At 75.6% G+C, this 12,890-nt stretch carries 14 protein-coding genes; 7 read left to right on the top strand and 7 right to left on the bottom strand.

Annotation, left to right across the window (positions count from 1 at the left end; genetic code table 11):
- Positions 1–11: 11 nt before the first annotated feature.
- The 4 genes from ND486_RS28475 to ND486_RS28460 all read right to left on the bottom strand — a co-directional run bounded on the left by ND486_RS28475 (position 12) and on the right by ND486_RS28460 (position 4,760).
- A complete protein-coding gene (locus ND486_RS28475) occupies positions 12–878 on the bottom strand; it encodes a VWA domain-containing protein (protein ID WP_251787395.1) in 867 nt (288 codons plus the stop codon).
- An 83-nt stretch (positions 879–961) separates the two neighbouring features.
- Positions 962–1,894 (bottom strand): MoxR family ATPase, encoded by a 933-nt coding sequence (locus tag ND486_RS28470; protein WP_251787394.1) that lies wholly within the window; start codon positions 1,892–1,894, stop codon positions 962–964.
- A complete protein-coding gene (locus tag ND486_RS28465) occupies positions 1,894–3,006 on the bottom strand; it encodes an NDMA-dependent alcohol dehydrogenase (RefSeq protein WP_251787393.1) in 1,113 nt (370 codons plus the stop codon). The genes ND486_RS28470 and ND486_RS28465 overlap by 1 nt, the downstream gene beginning before the upstream one ends.
- Before the next feature lie 113 nt (positions 3,007–3,119).
- Positions 3,120–4,760, bottom strand: coding sequence for a sigma-54-dependent Fis family transcriptional regulator (locus ND486_RS28460; protein ID WP_251787392.1), 1,641 nt, complete (start codon positions 4,758–4,760; stop codon positions 3,120–3,122).
- A gap of 100 nt (positions 4,761–4,860) precedes the next feature.
- On the opposite strand from ND486_RS28460, the gene ND486_RS28455 reads away from it, so the two are divergent.
- On the top strand, positions 4,861–6,258 hold the full coding sequence (locus tag ND486_RS28455; protein WP_251787391.1) for an amidase: 1,398 nt from the start codon (positions 4,861–4,863) through the stop codon (positions 6,256–6,258).
- Between the two features lie 20 nt (positions 6,259–6,278).
- Here the strand turns inward: ND486_RS28455 and hppD are convergent, their stop codons facing one another.
- A complete protein-coding gene (hppD, locus tag ND486_RS28450) occupies positions 6,279–7,475 on the bottom strand; it encodes a 4-hydroxyphenylpyruvate dioxygenase (RefSeq protein ID WP_251787390.1) in 1,197 nt (398 codons plus the stop codon).
- Positions 7,475–8,521, bottom strand: coding sequence for a Glu/Leu/Phe/Val dehydrogenase dimerization domain-containing protein (locus ND486_RS28445; RefSeq protein ID WP_251787389.1), 1,047 nt, complete (start codon positions 8,519–8,521; stop codon positions 7,475–7,477). Before ND486_RS28445 ends, hppD begins: the two co-directional genes overlap by 1 nt.
- Before the next feature lie 189 nt (positions 8,522–8,710).
- On the opposite strand from ND486_RS28445, the gene ND486_RS28440 reads away from it, so the two are divergent.
- The 6 genes from ND486_RS28440 to ND486_RS28415 all read left to right on the top strand — a co-directional run bounded on the left by ND486_RS28440 (position 8,711) and on the right by ND486_RS28415 (position 12,128).
- Complete coding sequence (locus ND486_RS28440) at positions 8,711–9,325, top strand: carboxymuconolactone decarboxylase family protein (RefSeq protein ID WP_251787388.1); 615 nt, start codon at positions 8,711–8,713, stop codon at positions 9,323–9,325.
- Between the two features lie 35 nt (positions 9,326–9,360).
- Positions 9,361–9,801, top strand: coding sequence for a CBS domain-containing protein (locus tag ND486_RS28435; RefSeq protein WP_251787387.1), 441 nt, complete (start codon positions 9,361–9,363; stop codon positions 9,799–9,801).
- A gap of 100 nt (positions 9,802–9,901) precedes the next feature.
- Positions 9,902–10,747 carry an aldo/keto reductase gene (locus ND486_RS28430; protein ID WP_251787386.1) on the top strand — a complete coding sequence of 282 codons (846 nt, stop codon included), beginning with the start codon at positions 9,902–9,904 and terminating at the stop codon, positions 10,745–10,747.
- Between the two features lie 74 nt (positions 10,748–10,821).
- A complete protein-coding gene (locus tag ND486_RS28425) occupies positions 10,822–11,025 on the top strand; it encodes a CsbD family protein (protein WP_208822960.1) in 204 nt (67 codons plus the stop codon).
- Between the two features lie 127 nt (positions 11,026–11,152).
- A complete protein-coding gene (locus tag ND486_RS28420) occupies positions 11,153–11,758 on the top strand; it encodes an NAD(P)H-dependent oxidoreductase (protein ID WP_062398374.1) in 606 nt (201 codons plus the stop codon).
- A 58-nt stretch (positions 11,759–11,816) separates the two neighbouring features.
- The gene (locus ND486_RS28415; RefSeq protein ID WP_251787385.1) at positions 11,817–12,128 is read left to right on the top strand and encodes a hypothetical protein; all 312 of its coding nucleotides are present in this window, start codon (positions 11,817–11,819) and stop codon (positions 12,126–12,128) included.
- Between the two features lie 7 nt (positions 12,129–12,135).
- Here ND486_RS28415 and ND486_RS28410 read toward each other — a convergent pair whose 3' ends face one another.
- On the bottom strand, positions 12,136–12,888 hold the full coding sequence (locus tag ND486_RS28410; protein ID WP_251787384.1) for an LLM class flavin-dependent oxidoreductase: 753 nt from the start codon (positions 12,886–12,888) through the stop codon (positions 12,136–12,138).
- Positions 12,889–12,890 lie beyond the last annotated feature (2 nt).

Genomic DNA, 12,890 nt, shown 5'->3' with positions numbered 1-12,890 from the left:
CCGGGCGGGGCTCAGCCACCCAGGAGGGACCGCAGCACCCCCGGTGCGTCCGACGGGCCGGCGACCGGCGCCCACCGCGCGTTGCTGCGCGCGGCCAGCTCGGCCGCCTGCTCGTGGTCGGACTCCGGGGCCAGGATCAGCAGCTCCGGGACCTGCCGCGCCGCCGGGACCGGGTCGTGGTCGTCGGTGGCCCGGCAGTCCGAGAGCAGCACGACGATCCGCCGCTCCGCGCGCGTCCGTTCCAGCTGCGCGGTGGCCGCCCGCAATGCACCGGACAGCGCGGTCACCCCGTGCCCGCGCAGGCCCAGCACCCGGTCGACGACCGCCGACGGCGGGCGGGTGGACCCGATGTCGCGCAGGACCCGGGTCTCGGCGGCGAACGACAGCACCGCGTGGTCACCGGGTGCCCGGAACGCGCAGGCCGCGGCGGTCAGCGCCGCCGCGGCGAGCCGGTCCCCGCCCATCGACCCGGACGCGTCCACCACCAGGCACAACGCGAGCGCGGGCCGCGCCCAGGTGCGCGCGGTCAGCTCGTCGAGCCCGACCGGGCGCCGCGCCGCGCGGGCCTCGGCGACCGCGCCCAGCGAGGCGTCCAGGTCCAGGTCGCCGCCGCGGTCGGCCGGGACCGCACGCAGCCTGCCGATCCCGCGCCGGGTGACCCGGCCGGACCGGCCGATCTCCAGCACGACCCGGCCGGCGAGCCTGCGGGCCGCCGCCCGCAGCTTCTCGTCGGTGGCCTTGCCCATGTCGACGAGCAGCGTCAGCGTCTCGTCCGGACGCTCGGCGAGCGCGGCGTCGAACGCGTCGGGGTCGAGCACCCCGACCTCGGGCGAGATCTCGGTGAACCCGGGGTGGCCCGCCAGGGAGCTGCGGGCCACCGTGCGGTCCTCCGGGCGCGCACGCGGCCGGGACGGACGGGTGGAGCCGTCCGCGGGCCGGGGACCGCCCGCCGGTGGCGGGCTCAGGCTCCCCCCGACGCATCACCGCCGTCCGGGGCCCCGTCGGCGTCGTCGGCGGGTTCCTGGCCGAACTCGGCCGTGTACAGCTCGCGGACGATGTCCTCGGCGCTGCGGGAGCCGGACTCGGCGAGCCGGATGCGGCCGGACAGCGCGACCAGCGCCGCGTCCAGCCCGGCCCGCCAGTCGGTGGTCTCCCGGCCGCGCCGGGCCGCCAGCGCCGCGGTGATGCGGACGATGTCGATCGCCCCGCGCACCGAGGAGCCCACGTGCACGTCCGGGTGCTCCCGGGTCCGGCGGACCAGGGAGACGACCTTGGCCCGCCACTGCTCGTCGACCTCGGGGCCGCGCAGCGCGACGACCGCGGTCTCGTCCCCGGCGGTCTGGTAGCCCATCGCGATCCGGCAGACCCGGTCGTAGACGGCGGAGGAGATCCGGGCGGTGCCGACGGCGTCGAACGGGTTCATCGCGGCGACCAGCCGGAATCCCTCGTGCGCGGTGATGCGGCCCAGCCGGGGCACGTGCAGCTCGCCCTCGCTCATCACGGTGATGAGGACGTTGAGGGTCTCCTCCGGGATCCGGTTGATCTCCTCGACGTAGAGCAGGGCCCCGGAGCGCAGCGCCTCGGCCAGCGGGCCGTCGACGAAGGTCTCGGGGTTGTAGCCCCGCTCCAGGACCTGGGCCGGGTCGAAGTGCCCGACCAGCCGGGCCGGGGTGAGCTCGGCGTTGCCCTCGACGAACACGAACGGGAGCTCGGCCTCCTCTGCCACCGACCGCAGCAGCGTCGTCTTCCCGGTGCCCGGCGGGCCCTCCAGGACGACGTGGGCGCCGGCCTCCAGCGCCGCGACGAGGAGCTCGACCTCCCGGCCGCGGCCGACGACGGGGGTCCCCGCGGGACCGGCCGCAGCCGGTCCCGCGGGGTTCGTGACAGACCCCATCAGTGCTCGTGGACGAGGACGCCGCGGACGTTCTTGCCCGCGAGCAGGTCGTCGTAGCCCTCGTTGACCTGCTCGAGGGTGTAGGTCCGCGTGATGATCTCGTCGAGCTTCAGGTCCCCGCTCTGGTAGAGGCCGAGGATCTTGGGGATGTCGACGGTCGGGTTGCAGTCGCCGAACAGCGAGCCCTTCACCGTCTTCTTGAACAGCGTCAGGATCGAGCCCGGCAGCGTGACGTTGGTCGTCGAGAGCTTGTTCAGGCCGGTCAGCACGACGGTGCCGCCCTTGCCGGTGTTCTCGAACGCGCCGGTGACGATCTCCTCGGTCACGATGCCCGCGGTGACGATCGTCTTGTCCGCGCCGTTGCCGTTGGTCATGGCGCGGGCCAGGTCACCGGCCTCTGCGGCGGTGGCGACGGCGTGCGTGGCGCCGAGCTCCATCGCCTTCTCGCGCTTGTTGGCCAGCGGGTCGACGGCGATGAGGTTCTTCGCGCCGGCGTAGCGGGCGCCCTGGACGGCGTTGATGCCGATGCCGCCGACGCCGGCGACGATCACCGTGTCGCCCGGCTCGACCTTCGCCGCGTTGACCGCGGAGCCCCACCCGGTGGGCACGCCGCAGCCGACGAGCACGGCCTTGTCCAGCGGGAGGTCGTCGTCGACCTTGACCACCGAGTTCTGGTGGATGGTGGAGTACTGGGAGAACGTGCCCAGCATGCACATCGCGCCGTACTGGCCCTTCGGCCCGGTGAAGGGGAAGCGCTCGCCCGGCAGGTAGCCCTCGAGGATGGTCGCGCCCATGTCGCAGATGGCCTGCTGCCCGGTCGCGCACCAGCGGCAGACCCCGCAGTTGGGGATGAACGAGCAGACGACGTGGTCGCCCGGCTTCACCCGGGTGACGCCCGGGCCGACGTCCTCGATGATCCCGGCGCCCTCGTGCCCGAGGACCATCGGCAGGCGTGCCTCGAGGTCGCCGTGCGCGATGTGGACGTCGGAGTGGCACAGCCCGGCGTGGGTGTAGCGGATGAGGACCTCACCCTGCTGCGGCCCGTCGAGCTCGAGCTCCTCGATCTCGATCGGCTTGCCGGCCTCGTAGACGACTGCTGCCTTGGTCTTCACGGGCACGCTCCTCTGCGCTGGTGACGTCGGTGTCGCCCCGGATCCTGTCCCACCCCCGGGGGTGTGGCGTGTTCCACATGTGGACACGTGCGCACTGCCTCATGCCGGGCGGGCTACGTCTCCGCCACGTCGAGCGCGCGCATCCGGCGGTACAGGGTGGTGCGGCTGATCCCGAGCGCCCGCGCGGCCTCGCGCTTGTTGCCGCCCGCGACCGTCAGGGCGTGCTGGATCGCGACCCGTTCGGCGCGCTCCCGGCCGCCGAGCCGGGTGATCCGCGGGCCGGGCCGCAGGTGCTCCGGCAGGTCCTCGACGTCGATCCGGCGGGTCCCGGGCAGGTGCGCCAGTTCGGTCACCACCCGGGTCAGCTCGGTGAGGTTGCCCGGCCAGGCGTACGCGGACAGCGCCGCGACCGCGGACCGGGTCAGGATCAGCTCCCGGCCCGGCCGGACCCGCGCGGCGATGTCGGCGACCAGTCCGGGCAGCTCGTCGCGGCGTTCGCGCAGCGGCGCGAGCTCGACGCGGCTCGCGCACCGGGCGACCAGCCGCGCCGCCGGGACGGACAGCTCCCCGACCGGGCCGCAGGTGAGTACGAGACGGGTCGGGCCGGCGTCGAGCAGCGGGCGGAGCACGGTGCAGAGCTCCTCGGGCAGGACGTCCACGTCGTCGACGACGACCGCGGGCACCCCCTCCCCGACCAGCGCGGACAGCCGGGCCGCCCAGTCCCGGGACGGTCCGGTGAGGGCGTCGGTGGCCGCCAGCACGACCGGGTCGGCGGTACCGAGCAGCCGGGCCGCCTCGGTGCTGCGCCCGGTCCCGGGCTCACCCGCGACCAGCACCGAGCGCCCGGTGGGAACCGGCCGCGCGGTGCGGCGGACCGGCTCGCGCGGCGCCGCACGGACCGGGACGAGGTGGAACAGCACCCCGTCCGCGGTGTCCGCGACGGTCTCGGCCCGCACCCGGATCCCGGCGCCGTCGGGCGCCTCCAGCACCCGGGTCAGCGGCCCGTTCTCGACGACCTCGGTCCGCAGCGTCGCGAGCAGGTCCATCCCGCCCTCGCCCAGCACGGTGACGGCGCCGCGGTTGGTCAGCACCACGTCCGAACCGAGGACCACGATCGGCGACGAGCGCCGCCGGGTGGCCTCCTGGAAGGCGAGGAACAGCCTGCGGTCGCCGTCGCGGGCGGTCTCGACGATCCGCTCCTCGATGTCCCGGGCGGCACGCGACAGCAGCGGCGCGAACAGCGGGTGGGCGCGCCCGCCGGCGACCGTGATGTCGAGGACGCCCTCGGTACGGCCGCGCAGCGGGTGCCGGATCGGGTGGCCGAAGCAGCTGACGCCCTTGAGCCCGGCCAGGAAGTGCTCCTCGCCGTGGACGGCGATGCCGCGGCCGGTCTCGGCGGCCGTGCCGATCCCGTTGGTCCCCAGCACCTGCTCGTCGGCGGCCGCCCCGACCACCAGGCCGATGTCGTCGAAGGCCGAGTCGAGGGTGCGGTCGTCGCACCAGATGTCGAGGATCCGGCAGTCCCGGTCGGCCAGCTGCAACGAGAACGGCTCACCGGCGAGCTCGGCCGCCAGCGCCTGCAGCACCGGCTCCGCGGCGACCGCGAGCCGGCCGACCCGGTCGACCTCCGCGATCTCCGGCCGGTCGACGCGGTCAGGGTCGATGCCCGCCAGCCGCGCACGCCGCCAGGACGAGGCGATGTGCTCGCGCACGCCCCCCGGGGCGGATCGGCCGACGGCTCCGTCGAAACCCATGGCGCACACCTTCCGTGACCGTGGTGACGGAGGCGACACTACCCGCGCCCGGCCGGGTCCCCGGTCGTGCGCGGGCGGGCGGGGTGCAGGATCGTCCGACATGGACCGACGCGTGCACGCGTTCACCGACGACGCCCTGGGCGACGACGACGCCGTCGCCCTCGCCGAGCGGCTGCGCCGCCGTGAGGTCGCGCCCGCCGAGCTGCGCGCCGCCGTCGCCGCGCGCGCCGCCCGGGTCGAGCCGCACCTGCACGGCCTCGCCCTGGACCGCACCGCCGACCCCGTCACCGGCGACGCCGGCGGCCCGCTGGCCGGGGTGCCGACGCTGGTCAAGGACAACGTCGAGGTGCGGGGCTGGCCCACGGGCCACGGCACCCGGGCGTTCGTCCCCGCCCCGTCGCGCGAGCACGCCGAGGTGACCCGGCAGCTGCTCGCGGCCGGGCTGGACCTGGTGGGCACGACCCGGATGCCGGAGTACGGGCTGAACGCCTCCACCGAGTTCGCCGACGCCGAGCCGACCCGCAACCCGTGGGACCCGCGCTTCTCGGCCGGCGCGTCCTCGGGCGGGGCGGCCGCGCTCGTGGCCGCCGGCGTGGTGCCGCTGGCCCACGCCAACGACGGCGGCGGCTCGATCCGCATCCCGGCCGCGGCCTGCGGGCTGGTCGGGCTCAAGCCGTCGCGCGGGCGGCTCGCGCCGAACGCGACCGGCGCCCGGATGCCGATCGACCTCGTCGCCGACGGCGTGGTGTCCCGCTCGGTCCGCGACACCGCGGTGTTCCTCGGCGCCGCCGACCGCGGGCGCCGCAACCCGGCGCTGCCACCGCTGGGCCTGGTCGAGGGCCCCGCCCGGCGACGCCTGCGGGTCGGGCTGCTGCTGGAGTCCCCCACCGGCGCGGCCGTCGACGCCGACACCCGCGAGACCGTCACCGCCGTCGCCGAGCTGCTCGCCAAGCAGGGCCACGAGGTGTCCGAGGCCGTCAGCGGGGTGGGGACCCGGTTCGTCGACGACTTCCTCGACTACTGGGGGCTGCTCGCGTTCTCCGTGGTCACCGGCGGCCGGCTGCTGCACGGGCGCACCTTCGACCCGCACCGCCTCGACGGCCTGACCCACGGCCTGGCCGACCACTACCGTCGCGCGCTGGCCCGCACCCCGGTGTTCCTGCACCGCCTGCGCCGGGTCGCGGCCACCCACGCCGAGCTGTTCACCCGGCACGACGTGCTGCTCTCCCCGGTGCTCGCGCACACCCCGCCGGAGATCGGGTGGCTCGCGCCGACGGTGCCGATCGAGCAGCTCACCGCCCGGCTGCTCGACTACGTGGCGTTCACCCCGTTGGCCAACGTCGCCGGGGCGCCCGCCGTCGCGCTGCCCGCCGGGGCGACGGCCGGCGGGCTGCCGGTGGGGGTGCACCTGGAGGGCACGGTCGGCGACGAACGGACGCTGCTGGAGCTGGCGTACGCCATCGAGGCCGACCGCCCCTGGCGGCGGATCCGGGACTGACCCGGCCGGACACGCACCGGTCAGACGTTGCCGCGGCGCTCCTGCTCCCGCTCGATCGCCTCGAACAACGCCTTGAAGTTGCCCTTGCCGAAGCCGAGCGAGCCGTGCCGCTCGATGAGCTCGAAGAACACCGTGGGCCGGTCCCCGACCGGCTTGGTGAAGATCTGCAGCAGGTAGCCGTCCTCGTCGCGGTCGACGAGGATCCCGCGGGACGCCAGCTCGGCGATCGGCACCCGCACCGTCCCGATCCGGGCCCGCAGCTCCGGGTCGGAGTAGTAGGCGTCCGGGGTGTCGAGGAACTCCACGCCGCGCGAACGCAGCACGTCGACGGTGGTGAGGATGTCGTTCGTCGCGAGCGCGAGGTGCTGGGCACCGGGGCCGCGGTGGAAGTCCAGGTACTCGTCGATCTGGGACTTCCGACGGCCGGGGCTGGGCTCGTTGAGCGGGAACTTCACCCGGTGGTTGCCCGACGCGACGACCTTGCTCATCAGCGCCGAGTAGTCGGTGGCGATGTCGTCGCCGATGAACTCGGCCATGTTCGTGAAGCCCATGATCCGGTGGTAGAAGTCCACCCAGGAGTCCATGCGGCCGTACTCGACGTTCCCGACGACGTGGTCGAGCGCCTGGAACAGCCGGCGCGGCGCGTCCGCGGGCCGGTCCACCGAGGAGCTGCGGGCGACGTGGCCGGGCAGGTACGGGCCGGTGTAGCGGGACCGGTCGACCAGGGTGTGCCGGGTGTCGCCGTAGGTGGCGATCGCGGCGGAGCGCACGGTGCCGTGCTCGTCGGTCGTGTCGTGCGGCTCGACCAGCACGGTGGCCCCCTGGGCGCGGGCGTGGGCGATGCAGCGGTCGACATCGGGGACCTCGAGGGCGATGTCGACGATGCCGTCGCCGTGCCGGCGGTGGTGGTCGGCGACCGGGCTGTCCGGGTCGACGGCGCCACGCAGCTCGAACCGGACCGCGCCCGAGCGCAGCACGTAGGAGTGGTGGTCGCGGTTGCCGGTCTCCGGCCCGGAGTACGCGACGAGCTCCATGCCGTAGACGACCTGGTAGAGCTGCGCGGCCTGGGTGGCGTTGCCGACCGCCCACACCACGGCGTCCCAGCCGGTGACCGGGAACGGGTCGGCGGAGTCGTCGTGGGAGACGAGGCCGACCAGGCGTCGCAGGGCGGCGGCGTCGAGGTCGGCGAGCTTCTCGGAGTCGGTGAGGATGTCCATCAGTGCTCTCCCGTCAGTGTGCGGGCGGCCAGGTCCTGCGCCGCGGTGACCGTGGTGGTGCCGTGCGTGCGGGCGTCGGCGAAGACGCCGGTCAGGGTGTCGCCGATCGCGCGGGTCCGGCCGGCGACGGCGTCGGCGCCCCAGCCGAGGACCTCGCGGCCGACCAGGTGGATGGCGCCGCCGGCGTTGGCGACGAAGTCCGGGGCGTGGACGATGCCGCGCCGGCGCAGGACCTCGGCCGCGTACGGGTCGGCGAGCAGGTTGTTCGCCGCGCCCGCGACGACCGCGGTGGGGAGGGTCTCGGCGACCTCGGCGGTGATCAGACCGCCGGTGGCGCACGGGACCAGCACGTCGCACTCGCGGGTGGTCACCGCGCCGGTGTCGACCACCTCGGCGCCCAGCTCGTCGGCGACCGCGGCGCAGCGGGCCGGGTCGACGTCGGTGACGATCAGCTTGGCCCCGGCGTCGGCGGCGAGCCGGGCGACGTCGGCGCCGACCGCGCCGAGCCCCTGGACCAGCACCCGCAGCCCGTCGACGCCGTCGAACCCGGCCTCCGCGACTCCCGCGCGGATCGCGGCGAACACCCCGAGGGCGGTCATCGGGCCGGACGAGCCGGGCCCGCCCGCCGCGACCGAGCGGCCGAACACGTGCGGGGTCAGACCGGCGAGCACGTCCATGTCGGCCGAGCAGGTCCCGACGTCCGGGCCGGTGGTGTAGTTCCCGCCGAGCAGCTCCAGGTTGGCCGCGTGGACCTCGAGGATGCGGCGCCAGGTCGCCTCGCCGAGCTCGGCGCGCGGCGCCGGGAGCGCGATCACCGACTTGCCGCCGCCCATCGGCAGGCCCGCGACGGCCATCTTCAGCGTCATCGCCCCGGCGAGGCGGCGGGCGTCGGCGACGGCGTCGCCGGGCGAGGGGTAGACCATCGCGCGGGTCCCGCCCGACGCCGGGCCGAGACGGGTCGAGTGCACCCCGATCACGAACCACGCGCCCGTCCCCCGGTCGTACCGGACCGAGGTCAGTTCGCCGTCCCACTCGGGCAGAGCCATCCCGCGCCTCCATCGCCTCGCTGGTGTGCAGCGAGGACACCGCTGATCCCGCTATCTGCGCAACCGGCCCATCACGAGCTGCACACCGGCGGCAGGTCACCCGGCCGTGGTGCCGGTCCACCTGGACGGATCGCCCAGGAGATCGGCGTCACCCCCGGGGCCCGCCGCCGGCGTCCGTAACCTGGACCGGTGACGACCAGCGACGCCACGACGCCCGCCGACCTGCGCGGCAGGCCCCGACCGCCGGTCCACCCGCGGACCGCGCCGTCGGACCCGGCCGGGCTGGACCCCGAGCGCGCCGCGCTGCACGCCCGCATCGCGACCGGCCCGCGCGGAGCGCAGGCCCGGGTCCCGCTGGTCGACGACGCCGGCCGCCTGCTCGGCCCGTTCGCGACGATGCTGTTCTCCCCGCGCATCGGCGACGCCGTGCAGCAGGTCGGCGCGGCCCTGCGCACCGACGACGACCTCCCGCCCCGGCTGCGCGAGCTGGCCGTTCTCGCCGTCGCCGTGCACCACGGGTCGGCCTTCGAGTGGTCCGCGCACGAGGGCCTCGCCCGCGACACCGGGCTGTCCGGGGCGCAGCTGCAGGCCCTGCTCGACGGCGGCGTCCCCGACGGCCTCGACGAGGCCGAGCGGGTCGCGCTGACCACCGTGCGGGCCCTGCTCACCCGGCACGACCTGGGCGACGGCGCCTACGCCACCGCGCTGCGGGCGCTGGGCCGGGACACCCTCGCGGCGCTGGTGTGGCTGACCGGGTACTACTCGATGCTGGCCACGGCACTCGCCGTGTTCCGGCCGGAGTGAGGCCGGGTAACCCGCGTGGAGAGGGGAGGGACGCGATGAGCACCGCACCGAGCACCGCACCGGACGGGGTGCGCGTGGCCGCGGCCATGCACACCTTCCCCAAAACCTGTGGACCGGCGACGACCGTCGCGCAGGCGTGGGCGGCGTTCGAGCGGCCCAAGGTGCACTCGCTGCTGGTCCTCGACGCGGGGCGGCTGCTCGCCGTGGTCGACCGGGCCGACCTGACCGGGGCCGGACCGGACGAGCCCGCCGCGCCCCTGGGGACGCTCGTCGGGCGGGTGGCCTACGCCGGTGACGACCTGGCATCGGCCTGGGCGGCGATGGCCGACGCCGGGCGGCGGCGGGTCGCCGTCGTCGACGACGCCGGCCGGCTGCGCGGGCTGCTCTGCCTCAAGCGGCACGGTCGCGGGTTCTGCTCCGACGCGGGCATCCAGGCCCGGATCGACGAGCGCGTGGCGGCCCCGGACGGGCCGTGAGGCCGCCCACCGCGGGGAACACCGGCGCCGGGCCGGACGCTGGACGGGGTGACCACCTCCGACGCCGCCGTCGCCACCCGCAGTCGAGAGGACCCTCCCGGTGACCACCCACCCCGACGACACCGTGCTCCTGGACGGCGGCGTCGCCATGCCCCGTCTCGGGTTCGGCGTGTCCGAGTCCCGCGACGCCCGCGCCGCCGTCGCCGAGGCGCTCGCGCAGGGATACCGCAGCATCGACACCGCCGCCGTCTACGAGAACGAGACCGGCGTCGGCGCCGCGCTGGCCGGGTCCGGCCTGCCCCGCTCCGAGCTGTTCGTGACCACCAAGGTCTGGAACGTCGACGGCGACCGCCCCGACGCGCTGGGCGCGGCACGGCGCAGCCTGGACCGGCTGGGGCTCGACCACGTCGACCTGCTGCTCGTGCACTGGCCCAACGACGACCTCGGGCACTGCCTGTCGACCTGGGAGGCGATGGAGCAGCTGCTCGCCGACGGCCGCACCCGCGCGGTCGGGGTGTCGAACTTCCGGCCCTCGCACCTGCGCAGGCTCCGCTCGCTCGGCGGTCGGCTCCCGGCGCTCAACCAGGTCGAGCTGCACCCGCACCACCAGCAGCCGGAGCTGCGCGCGGTGCACGCCTCGCTGGGCATCGTCACCGGCGCCTGGAGCCCGCTGGGCCGCGGCGCGGTCCTCGGCGAGCCGGTCCTGGCCCGGATCGCCGACCGGCACGGCGTCACCCCCGCCCAGGTGGTCCTGCGCTGGCACCTGCAGCAGGGCACCGTCGCCGTCCCGAAGTCCGACGACGCGGGGCGCATCGCCGCCAACCGCGATCTCGCCGGGTTCACCCTCGACGGGGCCGACCTCGCCGCCGTCGCCGCGCTGCACCGGACCGACGGACGGGGCCGGATCGGCCCGGTGCCCGGCCGGGTGGACCGCATCGCCTCCTGAGTGACGTGTGTCACGTCCGCGTGAGGACGGCGGGGCGCGCATCCTCCTACGACCAGTCCATCGAGGAGGCAGTCGTGTCGTTCACCGACAAGGTCAAGAACAAGGCCGAGAACGCCGTGGGCGTCGCCAAGGAGAAGGCCGGCGCGGCCACCGGCGACCGGGAGCTCCAGGCCGAGGGCAAGGCCGAGCAGTCGAAGGCGTCGCTGAAGGACGCCGGCGAGAAGCTGAAGGACGCCGCGGGCAACGTGAAGGACGCGTTCGGCGGCTCGAAGGGCTGAGTCCGGCGACGGAGTGACGGGGGCGACCGGGACGCATGCCGGTCGCCCCCACCGGGAACGCGACGGAGGTACCGAGCCGGGTCCAGCGCCGTACCGGGCTCCTCCCCGCACGTCCACCGGAGGAACCATGAGCACCGTCAAGCTCGCCATCGTCTACTACTCCGCCACCGGCACCGTCGACGCGATGGCCCACCGGGCCGCGCAGGCCGGTGAGAAGGCCGGCGCCGAGGTGCGCCTGCGCCGCGTCGCCCGCGAGGCGACCACCGGCGAGCGCGAGGCCACCGACGCGCAGGCCGCGCACGCCGAGGCCGCCCCGGAGGTCACCGCCGCGACCGCCGACGACATCGTGTGGGCCGACGCGGTCCTGTTCGGCTCGCCCACCCGCTACGGCAACATCGCCGGACAGCTGAAGACCTTCATCGACTCGCTCGGCCCGCAGTGGGGCCAGGGCCTGCTCGCCGACAAGGTCTACGCCGGGTTCACCGCCAGCCAGACCCTGCACGGCGGCCAGGAGTCCACGCTGCTCGCGCTGTACAACACGATCCACCACTTCGGCGGGATCGTCGTCGCGCCCGGGTACACCGACCCGACCAAGTTCGTCGACGGCAACCCCTACGGCGCCTCGCACGTGACCGGGGCGGACAACGACGCCCCGCTCGGTGAGGCCGACAACGCGGCGCTGGACCACCTCGCCACCCGCGTGGTGACCGTCGCCGGGAAGCTCGCGGGCTGAGCCGGATCCGGCGACGCGACACCGTCCACCGCGCCACGCCGCGGGCTAGCCTCGGTGCATGTACTTCCGGATCACCCCCGGCGACGTCGAGCTCGTCGACCCGGATGACGTGCGGGCCTTCCATGTCGTCGCCCCCGCGGACCTGAGCGAGGACACGCTCGCCGACACCGTGCGCAGCACCGGGCTCGGCGAGGTCGCCGACGGCGGCGGGCACGTCCTGGTGCGCGTGGACGCGGTCCGCAGGCTGGCGGCGGGCCGGGTCGGCCCCGGCTGGGAGGACGACCTCGCGGGCATGCTCGGCCACGCCCGCGGCAAGGGCTGGCTCTCCGACGACGGCGGCTCGGTGCGCGCTCACGTCGAGCGCGGCTGAGACCGGGCTACGGCAGCAGCGCCCGGACCCCGTCGGGGTCCGGGCCGCCCGGCCCGATGACCACGACGGCGTCGTCGAAGCCCGCGTCGGCGTAGCGGGCCAGGTCGTCCCGCAGGCGGCCGAGGTCGGCGCCCGCGGGCACCGGGAGGGCGTAGGCGACCGCGCGACCGCCCCCACCCCCGGCCGCCCGGTAGCGGTCGAGGGCGTCCACCATCTCGTCCGGCGTGGTGCGGTAGCCGGAGGCGAGCCAGCCGTCGAAGGACCGGGCGGCCTTCTCGACGTTCGCGCCCCACGACCCGAGCAGCAGCGGCGGCCGGGCGGTGGGGGCGTCCGCGAGCCGGGCGTCGGCGTCGCCGCCGCGTTCCAGCAGCTCACGCAGCCGGACCACGTTCTCGTCGAAGGTCCGGAAACGGGTCCGGTGGTCCCGGTCGAGGGCGGCGTAGTCGTCGCGGGTCGAGCCGGGGCTCACCCCGAGCGCGAGCCGGTCCCCGCAGACCGCCTGCAGCGACAGCATCCGGTGGGCCAGTTCTGCCGGGTGGTGCAGCGGGACCTGCACCGTGCCCGTCGACAGGCCGACGCCGTCGGTGGCCCCGGCCGCGACGGCCAGAGCGACGAACGGGTCGGGCACCAGCCGTCCACGGCCGATGATCTCCGGCGCCCACAGGTGCGCGAAACCGGCACCGGCGAGTCGCCGGGCCCACCCGGCGACCGGGTAGGGCGGCGCGTCGGACAGGTGCACGAGCGTCGCGCCCAGCCGCACCG

This window comes from Pseudonocardia sp. DR1-2 (genome assembly GCF_023717215.1).
GTDB classification, from domain to species: Bacteria; Actinomycetota; Actinomycetes; order Mycobacteriales; family Pseudonocardiaceae; genus Pseudonocardia; species Pseudonocardia alni.
This window is presented reverse-complemented; position numbering and strand designations above follow the sequence as displayed.

What these genes read in the sequence shown, in the direction of transcription:
- ND486_RS28470 (WP_251787394.1), bottom strand. Translation starts at nt 1,894, where the DNA reads ATGGGGTCTGTCACGAACCCCGCGGGACCGGCTGCGGCCGGTCCCGCG.
- ND486_RS28460 (WP_251787392.1), bottom strand. Translation starts at nt 4,760, where the DNA reads ATGGGTTTCGACGGAGCCGTCGGCCGATCCGCCCCGGGGGGCGTGCGC.
- ND486_RS28455 (WP_251787391.1), top strand. Translation starts at nt 4,861, where the DNA reads ATGGACCGACGCGTGCACGCGTTCACCGACGACGCCCTGGGCGACGAC.
- hppD (WP_251787390.1), bottom strand. Translation starts at nt 7,475, where the DNA reads ATGGACATCCTCACCGACTCCGAGAAGCTCGCCGACCTCGACGCCGCC.
- ND486_RS28445 (WP_251787389.1), bottom strand. Translation starts at nt 8,521, where the DNA reads ATGGCTCTGCCCGAGTGGGACGGCGAACTGACCTCGGTCCGGTACGAC.
- ND486_RS28435 (WP_251787387.1), top strand. Translation starts at nt 9,361, where the DNA reads ATGAGCACCGCACCGAGCACCGCACCGGACGGGGTGCGCGTGGCCGCG.
- ND486_RS28420 (WP_062398374.1), top strand. Translation starts at nt 11,153, where the DNA reads ATGAGCACCGTCAAGCTCGCCATCGTCTACTACTCCGCCACCGGCACC.
- ND486_RS28415 (WP_251787385.1), top strand. Translation starts at nt 11,817, where the DNA reads ATGTACTTCCGGATCACCCCCGGCGACGTCGAGCTCGTCGACCCGGAT.